We start from the raw sequence: 17211 nt of genomic DNA, 5'->3' as shown, positions 1-17211 counted from the left end.
CTGGGAAGCGCTAACGCGCTACCTCGAAGACGGCGAAGCGCCGATCGATAACAACTGGGTCGAGAACCAGATCCGGCCGTGGGCGGTCGGGCGGTCGAACTGGCTGTTCGCAGGCTCGCTGCGCGGCGGCCAACGAGCGGCCGCAATCATGCGGCCTGATCCAGTCGGCCCGGCTGAACGGGCATGACCCGTATGCGTATTTGCGGGATGTGCTCACGCGCCTGCCGAGCTGGAAGCAGAGTCGGATAGCGGAACTGCTGCCGCATCGGTGGTCGGCCGAGGAATGATGGCGCGCGTCAACAGGGGTTCACCGGGCGCTTACGGACAAGAAGCAATTCCAAGTTATCAAGCTGCTGAAATACGTCGGGCTACGCATGCTGATCATCGATGAGATCCATCATGTTCTGGCAGGAAATCTGAACCGACAGCGTGCCTTCTTAAACGTACTCAAGTACCTGGGCAATGAGCTACAGGTTCCAATCGTGGCTGTCGGCACCCGCGATGCCTTCCGCGCCCTGCAAACCGACCCGCAATTAGCCAACCGCTTCGAACCAGCACTGCTGCCACGCTGGGAATTTGATACCGATTTTCTGCGCCTGTTGGCCAGTTTCGAACGCATGCTGCCGTTGCGTGAGTCCTCGGCACTGCACGACACCACCCTGGCCACAAAGCTGTTCTCGATGAGCGAAGGCTACATCGGAGAACTCTCTCGATTGCTGGCCAATGCTTCCGAGCACGCAATCAAAACCGGGCGGGAGCAGATCGATGCACGCATTCTCGATGGAATCGGATGGATATCGCCATCAGATCGAAAGCGGCAGGCTCAACTGAGCAACTGACATGCTTTGGCCCGCTCACCCACATCCATACAAAGATGAGTTGCTATCATCTTGGCTCGTCCGAGTGGCCCATGCGAACGGGCTGAAAGTGCAATCATTTTGCCGACTGACATTTGGAAATGAACGGCAGGTATGGAACCGAGACATCGATAGGCTCGCCCCCCTGTGGCTGATTGAGGCTATGGCAACAAGAACAGGGACGACAATTGAGCGCGTCTGGCAAACTACACTAATGGCCTACCGAGGCAAACTATTCGAACAAGAGAAGGCATCCGGTCAACTAAAATGGATGCTTTCGCTTCAAATGTATCACCGCAAGCGACTCGGGTATGGCATGCAATTCTGTCCGACGTGCTTGAGCGAGGATGCAGAGCCCTACTTCCGCCGAGCATGGCGTGTCGCATTCTACACCTACTGCCCCAAACATAATTGCATGCTGCTAGATCGATGCCCACAGTGTGGGGAAGGCGTGGCGTATCACCGGATTGAATTGGGACACCCCCGAGAAATGAGCACGGAGCCGCTCTGTATCTGCTGGGTGTGCAGCTTCGATTATCGTCAATCGGCAATTGAACCAGTTCAAAAATGGAATAAGCGTACTTTCGAGTCCTGGGAGAAGGCGTTACGCATAATCGATAACGGAGCGCCTTCATCAAGCAGGTTTGATTACGATAGGCTGGCGGTGTTGCACCAAATGACCAAGTTGCTATCTAGCAATGGCGCGAGACAAAAACTGGCGGAGTACGTCACGACAAGAACTGGCCTTGCTCATCCCAGAAGGACGACTGGAAAGCTTTCAATCGAGAGCCGCGAGCTGATCGATCGACACTGCATTATAGGTTTGGCTTGGTGGTTGATAGGGAGGTGGCCAAGCCGACTTTGGGCAGCCTGGACCCAACGTGCGCTGAAATACAACTGGCTGATGCGTGATTTCAGCCACGCCCCATCATGGTATAGAAACGCTGCAGATACACTGCATCAGCAATTAAGCTTGAAAAAAATAAGAACAAGGGCGCAAAAACAAAAGAGAACTTGCTCCGCTACGACTATTTTTACAAAGCCGCCTCAATAATAGGACCCACCAAACCATCAGGGGCACGCAACTGCGGAGAAAGTACCAACAGCTCATTTGCCTTCCGCTTAACTTGCGCATAGTAAACAAGACTCTTTCGATAGACTGGAAGGCCTGTATATAGATCTTCGATCTGAGGTACATCATCATATGTCAACATCCAGGGACACCGTAGCTCACGAATTACAGCAGCAAGACTGGCGTGATCTGAAGGCGTATAGAAGTTGATATACAACTCTTGGCCTTTTGCGAAATAAGGCGGGTCAATATTCATAAGCGATCGCGGAGGCAGTTGTTCTGACCATAGAGCAATGCACTCGGCCGCATCAAGCCGAGTTAGTCGAACCACATCACGATGACGTGCGATTCGTTGAATTTTCCGAACCAACTCATTACGATTAAAGCGGCAATCTAATTTATATACCCCATCTTGAGATTTTCCACCAATCACACCACCAAGCAAGATACCTGAACGATTCGTTCTATTCATGAACAGTGTTGAAAACGCACGATCCAACGTTGGCGCATTGCTATTCAAAAATACGCTACGCTGATGATGCCATTCATCTAGCGTTATTGGTGCTTCAGCAATTCGCTCACACAATGCCTCTGACTGATTGAGTACAGCATCCCACAGGGCATAAACACAGGGATCAATATCGTTAAGCCATACCTCGCCGACTTGACCTGACAGCAGCAGTCTCCAGGCGAGACCAGCTCCTCCAGCGAATGGCTCTGCATACACGCCTTGCTGGAGGCCGTTTACACGGAGAAGATCGCTCACAAATGGCGCGAGTTGTGTCTTCCCGCCGGGGTATCTCAATGGGGATTCAGTAGTAGGCATGGCGGTACGATAGCAAAAACTCCCCCGGCTGGCCAGACATTTTTACATACGAGAAAGCATTATTTTTAGAGCCTTCTCCCAGTTATCCCACGCCCCTACCAGGCTCTTTCGAGTTGCGACAAGGCTTGTGTGAACAGCAGTACCCAAGGTATGCAGGCTATGCGCCGAGTTTTCGTCAGACATTGCAACTCTCATCAATTTCAGATCGTTATCTGGCACGCCTTCTTTACTCAGTTCCTCGACACAAACTTGTACCAATTTCTGATCGGTCATCTTTGATCTATGTACCCCACGATGCTTAGCATAGAGAACCAACACACGCTCGATAAAGGCTCTCAGCAGATAATTTACAGCAAACTCATGATCATCGATTGGCGTACTTCGAAATTCACCGCGCAAACGACGAAGTGCCTTATCGCTATGAGTGAAAGCAAAATCCGTTGGCATGAGGTACATACGATCATCCGGATGTTGTTTCCCACGCGGAGGCCTTGGTTGAACGGGCTTGCCTGGATCAGGGGCAGGTGGCAAAGGACCCGGTTCAGGTTGCGAAGGAGTAATGCCAGGATCAAGGGGGTCTGGCCCATGATCCACACCATGAGTTGGAGCGGGTTCGACTACGTCGGGAGATAGGTCATCCTGCCAACCAGGTTCAGGAGGCTGACTTGGAAATGGCAACAAGCTCCGAGGAGAGATCCCTCGCACAGCAAGTTCTCTGGCATATGCTTCTCGTTCCAACTTTCTAGACCGAGAATGAACACGTGGAACACCGCCGTCATGTACAGGAGCTGCGTCAGCAAGAAACTGACGCAGCGCGGCCTCTACTTCAGAAGCATCATGGGTATATAACAGCTCTCGATGGTTTCCAAGCCCAAGTGCGGCACGTACCAGTGGGCTACTAAGATATCGCGTGAGGGTAGTAATTGCCAGTTGATCACGCATATCAGCATCTATCCAGCCGGATTTCTCCGCGTGGTCCAGCAGCGCTAATGCTAACTGATTGGGCGATTCTGTTTCAGCATACCGAGACTTTTGTGCAGCATCCCAAGTGCGAGTTCCCGCCCCGTCCTGAGCCCCCAAGTGACGCAAACCAATCCATGGACGAGCAGCGTTGCGATCTGTAAATACAACAACAGAAAACGAGGGGGGTACTTCAAACCTTTTTGACAAAGCTTCAAATGTAGCACGAACTTCTGGAGTAGGAGCTTTCTGCGGGTCATGCAACAACTTGAGTGCACACGTTCGGCGATTTCCCTCCACGACGATGTAGTGGCCAGGATTATCGTCCATTTCAATCACCCCAGGGCGGTCAAGAGGACTCAACGTTCCTTTGGCAACAATATCCTTTGCAAGATTCAGAACCTGTTCGTCTTTGTAGAGCTGCGCGATGATCTCATCTTCATCTTCAAGTGGATCATGTCTTGGGTTCTGTGTATCAAGGTGAAGCCTGTTTAGAGAAACCCCGTCTTGATTCCTAAACCCTGGATTTGCCATTTTCATATTCCCCTCACATAAATCACTTAAATAGCATGTATTATGTCAAAATTCACCCTGCTACAACACAATTTCATTGGTTAGCAAGACAACAAAATAATTCTTATTTTGAAAATGTGCTTACTCTTGCCAAAATTGCCTGGGCATATGCGTCAACGGAAGGCCATGTGTGCTTGAAGGTGATAAGCTGGGCATTCCAGGGCAATGGCTTAGTACTTCCCCAACGACCCTCCTTTTTAGCCAACATTCTGAGCAGCACGTGCAATTGCTCATCGCTCAGCCTAGCCCCACCTGGTAACGACACCATTGCGAGCTTAAACGACTCCACTTCTCGCCACTGAAACTCCACTAAGCTGTACACACAGTGGTCATACGTAATGTCAGCAATTACAACTGCACGTCTTTGCCGTGTTCCAGAATCCAAGTAACTCCACTGCCAAGCCCGATGTGGTTTCGTTAGCGGGATGTACATTGTGGCATCAGATCTGGGACGAATCTTTGCTTGGTACCCAGGCAAATCATCCAGATGTCGTACCATCGCCTCGAAGTTTGCAAAACTCGCAGGCAACGCCTCTTGGCGCTCATACTTAACCTCAATTGACGTTTGCGTTACGATACCATCAGAATAATTGCCATCGCCCGTGCCAAGTACACTCGTCGGGAGAGCGAGTGGGCGAACACCTCCTGCATTGAAATAGTGGCAAACCTCTTTCTCTGGTTTTTCCAGTTCTATGCTTGCTAGCGCACCAAACCGCTCCTCGGGAAGATCGATAACGGCTGATTGGATCTCCTTGGAGGCATCCTCCTTGCTCTGCAATTCACCATCGGTGACATCCTTCCCCGATTGCTGCTTGCGAGGGTAAGCAGGTGCTTTCAATTCATCCGGCTGGTCATATCCTTCTTCCGGACGCAGGTTGCTGTTATCGCGATCACAGGTAATTGCACTGTATGGAAATGGTCCTGAACAGTATTCAACGGCAAACACGATGAAACGCCAGCGCTCCTCATCCGGCGTCTTCATCGACTTCATGCGTACGCGAAGGTTAGTGACCCCGGAGAAAGGAAACGCAGCTTCTGGATACAAGCGGGACTTGCCCTGCACCGCTTGCTTGATCATCGAGTCATGCACCAGGACGGCACCCTTGAACGCTTCAGGGCTAAACAAGATGCGGCCAATAACATAGGCATCCGCATCGGCAAATTCCTTGCGCAGCTTGAGTCTGCCGCGTCTCTCCTGCTCGACATAACCACACTCCGCCGGATTCACGATCGAGCCCAGCTCATGTCGAAAATCGCCGGCGAAAATGGCTTTGGCGAGGTCGGTTGACGTCGCATAGTAAAAACGAACGATCTCAGCTGCCGGGATGATGATGCCGTAGGGGTCGCCCTGCCATTCGATCGCCAGGCAGTTTGCCGCAAGCCCGGCGCCGATCTGGTGGTACTTCTTGCGAATGAGGAGCTGCCCTTCCACCAAAGCATCGGATTTCAGCAAACGAACCGTTTCGGGTGAGATGACGAGATTGTCGAAGGTCTTGGTCTTGCCGGCGTTTTCAACAAGACAATGGCGGTTTTGCCAGAGGGAGCCGATCGTTACGAGCGGAAGCTGGCCGACACCGATGCTGATTGATCGTCGTTCTTCATGATTGACCGCGCTGGTAGCTGCATAGTCAGCTGCACCATCAACCACCGGGCTGATGATGAGTTGGATTTTCGGTTCTGAAGGAACCTGGGGATTGCGCTCTACACCGCCAAACCAGTCCACTCTCCAGATTCGACCATCATCCGGAAACTCTCTGATCTTCGGTATTGCCCTTCGCATACCCGCTCCTTTCAGTAGCGATTAGCGATGTAGAGTACAAATTAGCGTTGTTTAGTCGCCATGAGCGTTGGAATCGTCAGGCCACCCCGGCGTCCATCGCCTGACGGTCGGCATGGTAGCTGGAGCGCACCATCGCGCCGACGGCGGCATGCTTGAAGCCGATCTCGTACGCGCGGTCCTCGTACTGCTTGAACTGGTCCGGATGGACATAGCGCAGCACCGGCAGGTGGCCGTTGGACGGTTGCAGGTACTGGCCGATGGTCAGCATCTCGATGTCGTGGGCGCGCATGTCTTCCAGCACCTCGTAGACTTCTTCATCGGTTTCGCCGAGGCCGACCATGATGCCGGACTTGGTGGCCACTTTCGGATTCAGCGCCTTGTACTGCTTCAGCAGTTCCAGCGAGTGCTGGTAGTCGGCGCCCGGGCGGGCCTGCTTGTACAGGCGCGGCGCGGTTTCCAGGTTGTGGTTCATCACGTCCGGCGGGGTGCGGGTCAGGATGTCGAGGGCGAGGTCGAGCCGGCCACGGAAGTCGGGGACCAGTACTTCGATCTGGGTCGAGGGCGAGGTGGCGCGGATTGCGCTGATGCAGTCGGCGAAATGCTGGGCACCGCCATCACGCAGGTCGTCGCGGTCGACCGAGGTGATGACCACGTACTTGAGCTTCATGGCGGCGACCGATTCGGCCAGGTGCTTCGGCTCGTCCGGGTCCAGCGGGCTCGGGCGGCCGTGGCCGACGTCGCAGAACGGGCAGCGGCGGGTGCAGATATCGCCCATGATCATGAAGGTGGCGGTACCGTGGCTGAAGCATTCGCCGATATTCGGACAGCTGGCCTCTTCGCACACGGTGTGCAGCTTCTGGCTGCGCAGGATGTCCTTGATCTCGAAGAAACGCTGGCCGGTCGGCAACTTGGCACGAATCCATTCCGGCTTCTTCAGCTTCTCTTCCAGCGGCACGATCTTGATCGGGATGCGCGCAGTCTTGGCTTCGCCCTTGTGCTTTACGCCGGCCGTATTGTCGATTTTCATGCAGTCTCTTCCTCTGTTGGCGCCAGCCGCGTGGCCAGATGCGGAATCAGTTTGTCGGCGACCTCGGCGAGCGTCGGTGCCGGGGTGTGGAGTTCAGCCAGCTGCGTGACCTGCAGGCCCTCGTAGCCGCACGGATTGATCCAGCCGAACGGGGCCAGGTCCATGTTCACATTGAGGCTCAGGCCGTGGTAGGTCGCGTGGTTGCGGATGCGCAGGCCCAGCGAGGCGATCTTGCGTGCGTCGACGTAGACGCCGGGCGCATTCTCGTCGCCATGCGCGTCGACGCCATACTCGGCCAGGGTATCGATGATGGCGGCCTCGATCCGGCGCACCATCTCGCGGATGCCGTAGCCGCGCCGCTGCACGCTCAGCAGCAGGTAGACCACCAGCTGGCCAGGGCCATGATAGGTGATCTGGCCGCCGCGGTCGGTCCTGACCAGCGGGATATCGGTCTGGCGCAGCAGGTGTTCGGGCTTGCCGGCGAGGCCGAGGGTATAGACCGGTGGATGTTCGACGATCCACAGCGCGTCGGGCGTGTCAGCAGTGCGGGCGTCGGTGAACGCCTGCATGTCGCGCCAGACGGGTTCGTAATCGGCCAGGCCGAGGTGGCGAATTTGCATAGTTGGCTGAATGAAGGTGGCGGACCGGCCGCTCGTGCAAGCGCATGTGCGAGCGGCCTTCGCGGGGCGAAGGCCGTCGGGCGGTCCGGGAAAAACCGTTCGGTCCGCTAGCTTACAGCACGACCTTGACCAGCGGGTGGCCGCTGAGCGAGCGATACAGGTTGTCGAGCTGTTCCTTCGACGTGGCGTTGACCGTCAGCGTCAGCGACAGATAACGGCCGCTGCTGCTTTCGCGCATCATCAGGTCGACTTCGGCATCGAAGTCGGGCGCGTGAATGCGTACTTCCTCGATGACGACGGGAACGAATTCCTCGTGTTTGTCCCCCATGACTTTCAACGGAAAGCGGCAGGGGAATTCCAGCAGGGTGTCTTGCGATTTTTCAGACACGGCAGTCTCCAGAGCAGTGGCGCGTCACGGCGGACGCGCCACTGGCGCGGGTCAGGCGAACCAGAGGCGGATGGTATCGAACAGGCGCGAGAAGAAGCCGCCTTCGTCGACCGCCTTCAGGGCGACGACCGGTTGCTCGGCGATGGTCTTGCCATCCAGCGTCAGCGTCAGCTTGCCGACCGCCTGGCCGGCCTTGACCGGGGCGATCAGCGGCTGGGTCGTCGTCATCTGCACCTTGATCTGGCTGGCGGTGCCCTTGGGAACCGTCGAGTAGATATCGTGCTGGAAGCCGATGCCCACGCTGTCACTGCTACCTTTGTAGACCTTGACCGTCGAGACCGGTTTGTTTGCAGCATAAAGTCGCGGCGTATCGAAGAATTGCAAGCCGTAGTTCAGCAATTTCGAGCTTTCGACCGCACGGGCTTCCGGGCTGGCCGTACCGACGACAACCGAAATCACCCGACGACCGTCGCGGTGGCTGGATGCGACCAGGTTGTAACCGGCGTCATCGGTGTAGCCGGTCTTCATGCCGTCGACCGACGGATCGCGGTACAGCAGCAGGTTGCGGTTCGGCTGGGTGATGTGGTTGTAGGTGAACGACTTCATCGAGTACAGCGGGTAGAACTCGGGAAAATCGCGCACCAGTGCGGCCGACACCGTCGCCAGGTCGCGGACCGACGTGTAGTGGTTCGCGTCCGGCAGGCCGTCGACGTTGTTGAAATGGGTGCTGCGCATGCCGAGATTGGCCGCTTCGCGGTTCATCATCTGCACGAACACCTCGCTGCTGCCGCCAACGGTCTCGGCCAGCGCGACGCAGGCGTCGTTGCCGGAGACGATGATCATGCCGTGAATCAGGTCATTGATCGTGACCGGCGTGCGCGGGTCGACGAACATGCGCGAGCCCCCGGTTTTCCAGGCATTGGCCGAGGGCAGAACGGTCTGGTCGAGTTTCAGGCGGCCGGCCTTGATGTTCTTGAACACCACGTAGGCGGTCATCAGCTTGGTCAGCGATGCCGGCGATACGCGCTGGTCCGGATTCATCTGGGCAATGGTGCGGCCGCTGTAGAAGTCGTACAGGAAATAAGCCTTGCCGGCGATCTCCGGCGGCGGTGGCGTAAACGAAGCCGAGGCGGCGAAACCTGCTGTCGAGGAAAGCAGCAGGGAGGCGGTCAGAGCAGCAGAAATCAGTTTTTTCATTGCGAAAAGAAGACTCGGGAGGCGGTCGGAAAACGAGCGGATTATACGCGTCGATTCCCGGCGATGTGGCTTTGCGCCGCCAATTGGCGCAGGATTTGTGCAGTGCAGCTTTTCAAACACCTGTCGCCCGCTTTGGGCTAATCTGTTCAGCATCCCCGCGTAACGCTACCAGCCCCCTTGTCATGTCAAATCCAGATTATTTGCAACGCATCCTGACCTCGCGAGTGTATGAAGTCGCCGAGGAAACGCCGCTCGAACCGGCTCCGAACCTGTCCCGCCGTCTGCAGAACCAGATTCTGATCAAGCGTGAAGACCTGCAGCCGGTGTTCTCGTTCAAGATTCGTGGCGCATACAACAAGATGGCCCGGCTGACGCCGGAAGAACTGGCGCGCGGCGTGATTACCGCCAGTGCCGGCAACCACGCCGCCGGCGTGGCGCTGTCGGCGCAGAAGCTTGGCTGTGAAGCGACCATCGTCATGCCGGAAACCACTCCGCGCATCAAGATCGATGCCGTGGCCCGTCGCGGCGCCAAGGTCGTGCTGCATGGCGATTCGTTTACCGATGCCTACCTGCATGCGGTCAAACTGACCGAATCGACCGGCGCCACCTATGTGCCGCCGTTCGACGATCCGGACGTGATCGCCGGCCAGGGCACCATCGGCATGGAAATCCTGCGTCAGTGCACCAAGCCGATCCACGCCGTGTTCGTGGCGATCGGCGGCGGTGGGCTGGCCGCAGGGGTTGCCTGTTACATCAAGCGCCTGCGTCCGGACATCAAGGTGATCGGCGTGCAGACCTTCGATTCGGACAGCATGGCGCGCTCGATCTCCGTCGGTCATCGGGTCGAACTCAAGGATGTCGGCCTGTTCTCGGACGGGACGGCAGTCAAGCTGGCCGGCGAGGAAACCTTCCGCCTGTGCCGCGAGTTTCTCGACGAAGTGATCCTGGTCGACACCGACGCCATCTGCGCGGCGATCAAGGACGTGTTCGAGGAAACGCGCAGCATTCTTGAACCGGCCGGCGCACTGTCGGTGGCCGGCCTCAAGGCCTATGTCGAGCGCGAGCAACTGGCCGGGCAGACGCTGATTGCCGTTGCCAGCGGCGCAAACATGAACTTCGACCGCCTGCGTCACGTGTCCGAACGCTCGGAACTCGGCGAACAGCGCGAAGCGGTGCTGGCGGTGACCATTCCGGAAACCCCGGGCAGCTTCAAGAAATTCATCTCGCTGGTCGGCCGCCGCAACATCACCGAATTCAACTACCGCTATGGCGATGCGAAAACCGCGCACGTCTTTGTCGGCATCCAGGTGGAAAAGCGCGGCGACGTTGCCGCCATCGTGTCGGAACTGGCGGCCAGCGGGCTGGAAGCGCTGGACCTGACCGACAACGAACTGGCCAAGCTGCATATTCGCCATCTGGTCGGCGGCCATGCGCCGGCCGCAGACGAGCGCGTGTTCCGCTTCGAGTTCCCGGAACGGCCGGGCGCGCTGATGCGCTTCCTGTCGGCGATGCGGACCGACTGGAACATCAGCCTGTTCCACTATCGCAACCACGGTACCGATTACGGCCGGGTGCTGGTCGGCGTGCAGGTCGCGGCGAACGACCATGCGGCGTTCAACCGCTTCCTGTTCGAGCTCGGTTATGCGTATGTGGACGAGACCGAAAACCCGGCGTACAAACTGTTTCTGGGAAAACTGGAGCGGAGCCAGGCATGATTGATGCCGTCCTGTTCGATCTCGATGGAACGCTGGCCGACACCGCGCGCGACCTCGGCTGGGCGCTGAATGCGCTGCTGGCCGAGGAGGGGCGCGCCGGCCAGCCGTATGAGGCAGTGCGGCCGATAGCCAGCCATGGCGCGCGCGGTCTGGTGAGGCTCGGCTTCGGCATCGACCGCGACCATGCCGATTTCGAGCGGCTGCGCCTGCGCTTCCTCGACCTGTACGACACCCACTTTGCCGTCGACACCGTGCTGTTCGATGGCATCAACGACATGATCTGCGACCTCGACGCGGCCGGCCTGACCTGGGGCATCATCACCAACAAGCCGTCGCGCTTCACCGACCGGCTGGTGCCCGAACTGGGCTTTGCCGTGCCGCCGGCGGTGGTGGTCAGCGGGGATACCGCCGGCGTCGCCAAACCCGATCCGGCGCCGATGCACTGGGCGACCCGCGCCATCGACATCGTGCCGACCCGCTGCCTGTACGTCGGCGATGCCGAACGCGACATCCAGGCGGGCAGGGCGGTCGGCATGCGCACCGTGCTGGTCAACTGGGGCTATATCGATGCCGCGGAAATGCCGGAAAAATGGGGCGCAGACCACGCCATCGACGTGCCGGACGAACTGGTCTCGCTTTGCCGCCAGTACCGTGTATAATCACTGTAACTTAAGCCGCACAGGCTGCACTCTTCGGGGACGACATGGCTTCGACGGGGGTTGCAAAGCGGATGAGGGCATACCGGGATCTCAGTCACCCCGTTAAACACTGAATTTATATAGTCGCAAACGACGAATCTTACGCTCTGGCTGCTTAATTGCACCAGACTCTACACTGTCTCGCCCATCGGGCAGGCCGGGTCAAACCGGCAGTAGAGTCATTTAGATGGGATCGTGTCGGACCGGGTCACTTGATCCGGCACTAAATCCAAGGTGACTCGCCAATGTGCAGCCTGTCGGTCGGCGGTACAACGGTTAAAACCAAATGGCCAGACTAAGTATGTAGAACTCACCGTAGAGGACTTCCGGACGCGGGTTCGATCCCCGCCGTCTCCACCAATTCTACGTGTCACAGTGTGGCACAACAGTTCAAAACCCCCGTGGCTACTGGCTTCGGGGGTTTTTGTTTGTGTCATGACATGCCATGATGTGTGCCGACATACCGGCCCATCTGTTGGTTTTTTTGCTGGTATTTCGACCATGTGCAAATCGTCGTACCAACATTGAGCTACCAACATGCCGCTAACCGATACAGCCTGCCGTAACGCCAAGCCTAGAGAGGATGGAAAGCCGGCCAAGCTGTCGGACGGGGCTGGGCTGTTCCTGCTGGTCAATACCGTGGGCAAATACTGGCGGCTGGCCTACCGCTTTGGGGGCAAGCAAAAGACCTTGGCGCTGGGGGTGTATCCGGGAGTCAGTCTGAAAGAAGTCCGCGAACGCCGCGACGAGGCTCGCAAGCTGCTGGACAGTGGTGTTGATCCGGGCGAGGCGCGCAAGGCGCAGAAGGCGGCCGGCACGCTCAATGCAGCAAACTCGTTTGAGGCCATCGCCCGCGAGTGGCACGCCAAGTACCTGCCGACGTGGACCGAAGGACACGCGGACCGGATCATGCGCCGCTTTGAGGTAGACGTTTTCCCGTGGATGGGAGGCCGCCCGGTCGCCAACATTGACGCCCCGTCACTTCTGGCCGTCCTGCGCCGCATCGAGGGCAGGGGGGCCGTAGACACCGCGCACCGAGCCATGCAGAGCGTCGGCCAGGTATTCCGCTATGCCATCGCTACCGGTCGCGCGGAACGCAACCCCGCCGCCGATTTGGTCGGAGCGCTGGCCCCGGTTATCAAGCAATCGTTCGCCACCATTACCGACCCGCGCGGCGTGGCCGAACTACTGCGCGCCATCGACGGCTATCAGGGCACATTTCCGGTGCAGTGTGCGCTAAAACTGGCCCCGCTGGTATTTGTGCGCCCTGGCGAACTGAGGCAAGCCGAGTGGGCAGAAATCGACCTGGACGCGGCGACATGGGTCATTCCCGCCGAGCGGATGAAGATGCGCGAAAAGCACATTGTTCCGCTGTCGGATCAGGCTGCCGCCATCCTGCGCGAGCTGCACCCGCTGACAGGGCGCGGCCGCTACGTGTTCCCCGGCGCACGCACCAACGGGCGGCCGATGAGCGAGAACACCGTTAATGCTGCCTTGCGCCGGCTCGGCTTCGACAAGGACACCATGACCGGACACGGCTTCCGGCACATGGCGTCAACGTTGCTGAATGAACAGGGGTGGAACCGCGACGCGATAGAACGGCAGATGGCTCACGGAGAGCGTAACCAGATCAGAGCGACGTACAACTATGCCGAGTACCTGCCCGAGCGCCGCCGCATGATGCAAGCGTGGGCGAACTACCTGGGCACGCTGAAAGAGGGCGGCAAGGTAGTCCCGTTCCGGCGATCCGCCTGACCCCCTCTTTGGGACACCTTTAGCCGCGCCGACTCCGACGGGAGGAAAACCGGGACACCCTGTCCGGCTGGCGCGGCAATCTATTTCAGGGGCGCTTAGGGGGCGCGTGATGGAGTTTCACGAGTTACCGGACCTGTCCGATTGGAGATTTGTCGAAGTCCTGACCATCGAAGAAGCCGCGATGCTGTGGGGTGGAATTGATCCATCTGAATGGGCCACAACAAGCCTTGATATTTTGAGAGGGACGATCAGTCCTGTGCAATTTCGCAAGGCGTGGACAGCAAGAAAGGCATTTACCGAAGCCGTCTGTGCCGGAACACTGCCATTCGTTGATGCGTGGGAACGGCGGGAGGACTGGCAGAGTGGGGCATATGATTTCCGCGTTGAATTTCCGGACCTGCCTAATCCGAACTGTTTGATTGCCAATATGACCCGCATCAACCAAGCTGCTTTGCTGAAATGGGCAAAGGGAAAGCTACCAAGCTTGAGAGTTGATCTGATGCGGCGGGCGGCCCCTGTTCAGATAGCGGCTAAATCGGATGAGGTAAGTAGACCTGTTCGCGGACATCAGGAACAGAGGCCGCTTATGCTGCCGAGCTACACCACGCCGGCAATCGAGCTGCTGCGCGCCCACGTCGAGGAAAATTTAGCGGGGGTTTCTGATGCAGAACGAATGACGCCCGGAGAGCAAAGGGCATGGCTTGAGAGCCAGGCGGCGCATCATGGGCTTGGGAAAAGAGAGGTGGAGGCAGTCTATTACGTCGCCCGGCCAGAGTCCGTCAAAGCCGCCGCCACCGGCAAGGGTGTACGCCCTAAAACCAAGTAGCGGCGGGCTTTCCCGGCAGGGTGTACACCCTTAAATGACCAGACCCTGTACACCACCTGTACGGGGTCTTTGCTTGCCTGTACACCGGGTTTACGCAGTTTCATGGATGCGTCACCACGACGTGTCACAGGAAACCGCATCATGCAAAACCAGATCATCACCCTGCCGCAAACTGGCTATGTCCGCCTGCCATTACTGGTGGGCGACACCAAATCCGGTATCCCCGGAGTCCTGCCCTTTTCCGCTTCAACCCTATGGCGGCGCGTCCGCCTTGGCACCTTCCCGGCCCCGGTTAAGCTCTCTGAACGTGTGACCTGCTGGCGCGCCGAGGCGGTGCGCCAATGGCTGGATGAACAAGGCCAGACGGCATAAGGGGGCGGAGATGAAAAAGAAAAACGCCCGCTTCCCCAACGGAAAAACGAGCGCCAACACCAGCGCGAATCATAGCACCGCGACGCCGCCCGACGTTACCGGCCAGTGCGCCGAAGTCCTCGCCATTCTGCGGGCGCGACGTGGCGTGTTGAGTTTTGAACTGACCGCTGATTGCGCCATTCCCGAAGCCGCTGCGCGCATTCACGACCTGCGCGGCAAGGGCTTCAATATCCACACTACCATCGAGCCGGAAATCACCTTCCGGGGCCGTGTGCGGCGCAATGTGGCGCGCTACTCGCTGGGTGTGCCCGCATGGCCGCGTCCCGGCTTTATGGTGTGCGATGGGAGAACCGCGCTATGACCGCCTCCGTGATCGAGAAGAACGCTGTAGAGCGCATCCACGTCGAGCGCCGCGAATACAAGGGCAAGCCCTACATAGACATTCGTGCCCATGCCGATTTCGGCAATGGCGAGGGGTTCGTGCCGACCAAAAAGGGCGTCACTCTGCCACCTGACCGGCTGGGCGAGCTGATCGAGGCATTGCAGTCGATTCAGGAGGGCAAAGCATGAGCAAGATCATCACGGCCGACTTCGACGGCAAGGCCATGCAGTTTCGTGAGGATGGCTGGTTCAATGCCACGGTGGCAGCAGAGCGCTTTGGCAAACGGGTAGACCATTGGCTGGCCAACCTGGAAGCCGGCCAATACATCACCGCCCTGTCCGAGATGCTTAATACCCGGAATTTCGGGGAATTAATCCATGCCCGCAAGGGGCGTAACGGCGGGGCAATGATCGGCAGCTATGCCCCGATCAACCGGGACAGCCTGACCGCCAAGCAACTGCGTTTGCTGGAACTGCTGGAGGCACAAGATATGCTGCTGATTGGGAGCGGCCTGGGCTACGACGAGCGAAAGCGAGTCCTGTCCACCTTCGCCGCCGAACAGTGCCAGCGCCTTGCCCTGCCGGCTAATGACGTGGGGAGGTTGAGCGCATGACACCGACCACATACGACAACGGCCTGCCGCTGGTGCTGGCCAAGGACGGCCCGCGCATTGACTCGCGCATCGTGGCTGAGGAACTGGGCATCGAGAACCGCGCCTTGCTCCAAAACATCGACAACTATCTGCCGAAGTTCAATGCGTTCGGGGTAGTCACATTTCAAACGCAGAAACCCCCGAAAGGTTCCAAGGGCGGGATGCCGGTGCGCTTCGCCCTGCTGAACGAGGACCAAGCCTATTTCGCCGTCACGCTGTCGCGGAACACCGAACAGGCGGTCGAGGTGAAGTTCCGGCTAGTGCGGGCCTTTGGCGAGGCGCGCAAGCAGCAGGACGCCTGCCAGACCCAATACCTGCCGTTCTACCACCTGGCCCATGATGCCGCCCGCAGCATGGCGCAGACGGCCCAGCAGCGCGGCAGCGAGGCACCGGAACAGGTGTTCCATACCAACGTTGAGCGGCTGATTAACCGCGTGTTCGGCATCGAGGCCGGCCAACGAGCCAGCCTGTCGCTGGCCATGCGGAATGCCGTCAGCACGGCTTACCAACTGGTGAGCGCGGCGGTGGCCGATACATTGGCTGACGGTGGCGACCACAAGGCCGCTTACCGTGAAGCCGAACGCCGTGTAACTGACTTCGCCCGCCTATTCGGACCGGCGCAACCGGGGAGGCTGGCCGCATGACCCTTGCCCACTCCCTCACATCGCGCTACATTGCTCCCGTACCGTTCAATAGCGGTACCGGGCTTGGCGGCCCGAACCATAAGGCGGACAGCCGCCTCTCTGCGGCTATTTTTACGTCCGTCACCAGCCTTGGTGCGCTATTTTCAATGGTGGGCCTTGGTAGGGGCGTGCTTGCACGCGCCGGTTTCCTTATGGCCGGTCCGCCAACCTTACCTTGTGCCCACCACCCTCGCTTGGCGGCGAACGGTGGGCCTTCCAAACATAAGGAGGCCACCATGCCTAGCATCGCCTTGCGCGCTGTCCGCGCTCTGTTCCCACTATCCGCCGTTCCTGTATCCACTGTCCCGACCCATGCCGAAGCGTGCGCCGTGGCGCGCCTGCTGGTGCTGCAAGGCAAGCGAATTGCCATCGCCCCGGCCGACCGTGGTTACACCGTGTCGGAGGTGCGAGCATGAACACCATCAAGCCCTTGGGCATCCGCTGCGACCAGAACGGCTTTGAACTGCTGGCTATCGCGCGCGAACATCTGCAAGAGTCTGACAAGTTCATTGAGAGCGCTGGTTGCTACGCGCCGAATGTCACCATGGAGGATGCCGCGCTGGCCGAATCGGTGGCGGAGGTGATGCTGGTAGACAGCATCGCCGGATTACAGGCCATCGGCCACCTAATCCGCCACCACGATGGGCATGACATCGGGGGCACTGACAAGGTGCTCTCGCAAGTCGGCCGCTTGGCATCCCTGCTGGCCGACATGCAGCAATACGCGCTGGACGCACTTGGCGCGGCTCAAGCCCGTTGCTGGGCGCACGAACGCATTGCGGCAAGCCGCAACCGCTCCAACCCCATTCCTCAAAACTGAGGGCAGCA

General features: G+C 58.4%; 19 protein-coding genes, 1 other RNA gene and 2 pseudogenes. 15 read left to right on the top strand and 7 right to left on the bottom strand.

Features of this window, described 5'->3' with window-relative positions:
- The 3 genes and pseudogenes from Q352_RS21275 to Q352_RS24450 all read left to right on the top strand — a co-directional run.
- Nucleotides 1-287: pseudogene (locus Q352_RS21275) on the top strand (transposase domain-containing protein); the annotation flags it as partial.
- A 39-nt stretch (nucleotides 288-326) separates the two neighbouring features.
- Nucleotides 327-839: pseudogene (locus Q352_RS21270) on the top strand (TniB family NTP-binding protein); the annotation flags it as partial.
- A 1-nt stretch (nucleotide 840) separates the two neighbouring features.
- Nucleotides 841-1911 (top strand): TniQ family protein, encoded by a 1071-nt coding sequence (locus Q352_RS24450; protein ID WP_084300213.1) that lies wholly within the window; start codon nucleotides 841-843, stop codon nucleotides 1909-1911.
- Here Q352_RS24450 and Q352_RS22905 read toward each other — a convergent pair.
- The 7 genes from Q352_RS22905 to Q352_RS0114230 form a co-directional block, all read right to left on the bottom strand.
- Nucleotides 1892-2755, bottom strand: coding sequence for a DNA adenine methylase (locus Q352_RS22905; protein WP_084300211.1), 864 nt, complete (start codon nucleotides 2753-2755; stop codon nucleotides 1892-1894). The two genes, Q352_RS24450 and Q352_RS22905, sit on opposite strands and share 20 nt — an antisense overlap.
- A gap of 42 nt (nucleotides 2756-2797) precedes the next feature.
- Entirely contained in the window at nucleotides 2798-4255 is a 1458-nt protein-coding gene (locus Q352_RS23480) for a hypothetical protein (protein WP_156952563.1), read from the bottom strand.
- A gap of 97 nt (nucleotides 4256-4352) precedes the next feature.
- Entirely contained in the window at nucleotides 4353-6011 is a 1659-nt protein-coding gene (locus tag Q352_RS0114250; RefSeq protein WP_156952562.1) for a hypothetical protein, read from the bottom strand.
- Nucleotides 6012-6144: 133 nt separating this feature from the next.
- Entirely contained in the window at nucleotides 6145-7095 is a 951-nt protein-coding gene (gene lipA / locus Q352_RS0114245; RefSeq protein WP_028499923.1) for a lipoyl synthase, read from the bottom strand.
- Nucleotides 7092-7715, bottom strand: a complete 624-nt coding sequence (gene lipB, locus Q352_RS0114240) for a lipoyl(octanoyl) transferase LipB (protein WP_028499922.1) — start codon at nucleotides 7713-7715, stop codon at nucleotides 7092-7094. The genes lipA and lipB overlap by 4 nt, the downstream gene beginning before the upstream one ends.
- 112 nt (nucleotides 7716-7827) lie before the next feature.
- On the bottom strand, nucleotides 7828-8103 hold the full coding sequence (locus Q352_RS0114235) for a YbeD family protein (RefSeq protein WP_028499921.1): 276 nt from the start codon (nucleotides 8101-8103) through the stop codon (nucleotides 7828-7830).
- A gap of 51 nt (nucleotides 8104-8154) precedes the next feature.
- The gene (locus tag Q352_RS0114230) at nucleotides 8155-9300 is read right to left on the bottom strand and encodes a D-alanyl-D-alanine carboxypeptidase family protein (RefSeq protein WP_028499920.1); all 1146 of its coding nucleotides are present in this window, start codon (nucleotides 9298-9300) and stop codon (nucleotides 8155-8157) included.
- A 140-nt stretch (nucleotides 9301-9440) separates the two neighbouring features.
- Here Q352_RS0114230 and ilvA point away from each other — a divergent pair, with 140 nt between their 5' ends.
- From ilvA to Q352_RS0114175, 12 genes are all read left to right on the top strand, one after another.
- The gene (gene ilvA / locus Q352_RS0114225; protein WP_255420197.1) at nucleotides 9441-11015 is read left to right on the top strand and encodes a threonine ammonia-lyase, biosynthetic; all 1575 of its coding nucleotides are present in this window, start codon (nucleotides 9441-9443) and stop codon (nucleotides 11013-11015) included.
- Nucleotides 11012-11674 carry an HAD family hydrolase gene (locus Q352_RS0114220; protein WP_028499918.1) on the top strand — a complete coding sequence of 221 codons (663 nt, stop codon included), beginning with the start codon at nucleotides 11012-11014 and terminating at the stop codon, nucleotides 11672-11674. The genes ilvA and Q352_RS0114220 overlap by 4 nt, the downstream gene beginning before the upstream one ends.
- A gap of 35 nt (nucleotides 11675-11709) precedes the next feature.
- Nucleotides 11710-12073: a transfer-messenger RNA gene (gene ssrA, locus Q352_RS22900) on the top strand.
- Nucleotides 12074-12250: 177 nt separating this feature from the next.
- A complete protein-coding gene (locus Q352_RS0114215) occupies nucleotides 12251-13468 on the top strand; it encodes a tyrosine-type recombinase/integrase (RefSeq protein ID WP_028499917.1) in 1218 nt (405 codons plus the stop codon).
- A 109-nt stretch (nucleotides 13469-13577) separates the two neighbouring features.
- On the top strand, nucleotides 13578-14294 hold the full coding sequence (locus Q352_RS21265; RefSeq protein ID WP_036386448.1) for a hypothetical protein: 717 nt from the start codon (nucleotides 13578-13580) through the stop codon (nucleotides 14292-14294).
- Nucleotides 14295-14435: 141 nt separating this feature from the next.
- Nucleotides 14436-14666: a helix-turn-helix transcriptional regulator gene (locus Q352_RS0114205; protein WP_028499915.1), complete on the top strand. Its 231-nt coding sequence runs from the start codon at nucleotides 14436-14438 to the stop codon at nucleotides 14664-14666.
- 10 nt (nucleotides 14667-14676) lie between these two features.
- Entirely contained in the window at nucleotides 14677-15027 is a 351-nt protein-coding gene (locus Q352_RS21260; RefSeq protein ID WP_036386447.1) for a helix-turn-helix domain-containing protein, read from the top strand.
- A complete protein-coding gene (locus tag Q352_RS0114195; RefSeq protein WP_028499914.1) occupies nucleotides 15024-15236 on the top strand; it encodes a transcriptional coactivator p15/PC4 family protein in 213 nt (70 codons plus the stop codon). Before Q352_RS21260 ends, Q352_RS0114195 begins: the two co-directional genes overlap by 4 nt.
- Nucleotides 15233-15661, top strand: coding sequence for a KilA-N domain-containing protein (locus tag Q352_RS22420; protein ID WP_051528982.1), 429 nt, complete (start codon nucleotides 15233-15235; stop codon nucleotides 15659-15661). Before Q352_RS0114195 ends, Q352_RS22420 begins: the two co-directional genes overlap by 4 nt.
- The gene (locus Q352_RS22415; protein ID WP_051528981.1) at nucleotides 15658-16344 is read left to right on the top strand and encodes a Rha family transcriptional regulator; all 687 of its coding nucleotides are present in this window, start codon (nucleotides 15658-15660) and stop codon (nucleotides 16342-16344) included. Before Q352_RS22420 ends, Q352_RS22415 begins: the two co-directional genes overlap by 4 nt.
- Before the next feature lie 275 nt (nucleotides 16345-16619).
- Nucleotides 16620-16799: a hypothetical protein gene (locus Q352_RS22895; RefSeq protein ID WP_028499913.1), complete on the top strand. Its 180-nt coding sequence runs from the start codon at nucleotides 16620-16622 to the stop codon at nucleotides 16797-16799.
- Nucleotides 16796-17203 carry a hypothetical protein gene (locus tag Q352_RS0114175; RefSeq protein ID WP_028499912.1) on the top strand — a complete coding sequence of 136 codons (408 nt, stop codon included), beginning with the start codon at nucleotides 16796-16798 and terminating at the stop codon, nucleotides 17201-17203. Before Q352_RS22895 ends, Q352_RS0114175 begins: the two co-directional genes overlap by 4 nt.
- The last annotated feature ends 8 nt before the right edge of the window (nucleotides 17204-17211 follow it).

It is taken from the genome of Microvirgula aerodenitrificans DSM 15089 (assembly GCF_000620105.1).
GTDB classification, from domain to species: domain Bacteria; phylum Pseudomonadota; class Gammaproteobacteria; order Burkholderiales; family Aquaspirillaceae; genus Microvirgula; species Microvirgula aerodenitrificans.
This window is presented reverse-complemented; position numbering and strand designations above follow the sequence as displayed.

Coding starts and splice junctions, on each gene's coding strand:
- Q352_RS24450 (WP_084300213.1), top strand. CDS start 841: ATGCTTTGGCCCGCTCACCCACATCCATACAAAGATGAGTTGCTATCA.
- Q352_RS22905 (WP_084300211.1), bottom strand. CDS start 2,755: ATGCCTACTACTGAATCCCCATTGAGATACCCCGGCGGGAAGACACAA.
- Q352_RS23480 (WP_156952563.1), bottom strand. CDS start 4,255: ATGAAAATGGCAAATCCAGGGTTTAGGAATCAAGACGGGGTTTCTCTA.
- lipA (WP_028499923.1), bottom strand. CDS start 7,095: ATGAAAATCGACAATACGGCCGGCGTAAAGCACAAGGGCGAAGCCAAG.
- lipB (WP_028499922.1), bottom strand. CDS start 7,715: ATGCAAATTCGCCACCTCGGCCTGGCCGATTACGAACCCGTCTGGCGC.
- Q352_RS0114230 (WP_028499920.1), bottom strand. CDS start 9,300: ATGAAAAAACTGATTTCTGCTGCTCTGACCGCCTCCCTGCTGCTTTCC.
- Q352_RS0114220 (WP_028499918.1), top strand. CDS start 11,012: ATGATTGATGCCGTCCTGTTCGATCTCGATGGAACGCTGGCCGACACC.
- Q352_RS0114215 (WP_028499917.1), top strand. CDS start 12,251: ATGCCGCTAACCGATACAGCCTGCCGTAACGCCAAGCCTAGAGAGGAT.
- Q352_RS21265 (WP_036386448.1), top strand. CDS start 13,578: ATGGAGTTTCACGAGTTACCGGACCTGTCCGATTGGAGATTTGTCGAA.
- Q352_RS0114205 (WP_028499915.1), top strand. CDS start 14,436: ATGCAAAACCAGATCATCACCCTGCCGCAAACTGGCTATGTCCGCCTG.
- Q352_RS21260 (WP_036386447.1), top strand. CDS start 14,677: ATGAAAAAGAAAAACGCCCGCTTCCCCAACGGAAAAACGAGCGCCAAC.
- Q352_RS0114195 (WP_028499914.1), top strand. CDS start 15,024: ATGACCGCCTCCGTGATCGAGAAGAACGCTGTAGAGCGCATCCACGTC.
- Q352_RS22420 (WP_051528982.1), top strand. CDS start 15,233: ATGAGCAAGATCATCACGGCCGACTTCGACGGCAAGGCCATGCAGTTT.
- Q352_RS22415 (WP_051528981.1), top strand. CDS start 15,658: ATGACACCGACCACATACGACAACGGCCTGCCGCTGGTGCTGGCCAAG.
- Q352_RS22895 (WP_028499913.1), top strand. CDS start 16,620: ATGCCTAGCATCGCCTTGCGCGCTGTCCGCGCTCTGTTCCCACTATCC.
- Q352_RS0114175 (WP_028499912.1), top strand. CDS start 16,796: ATGAACACCATCAAGCCCTTGGGCATCCGCTGCGACCAGAACGGCTTT.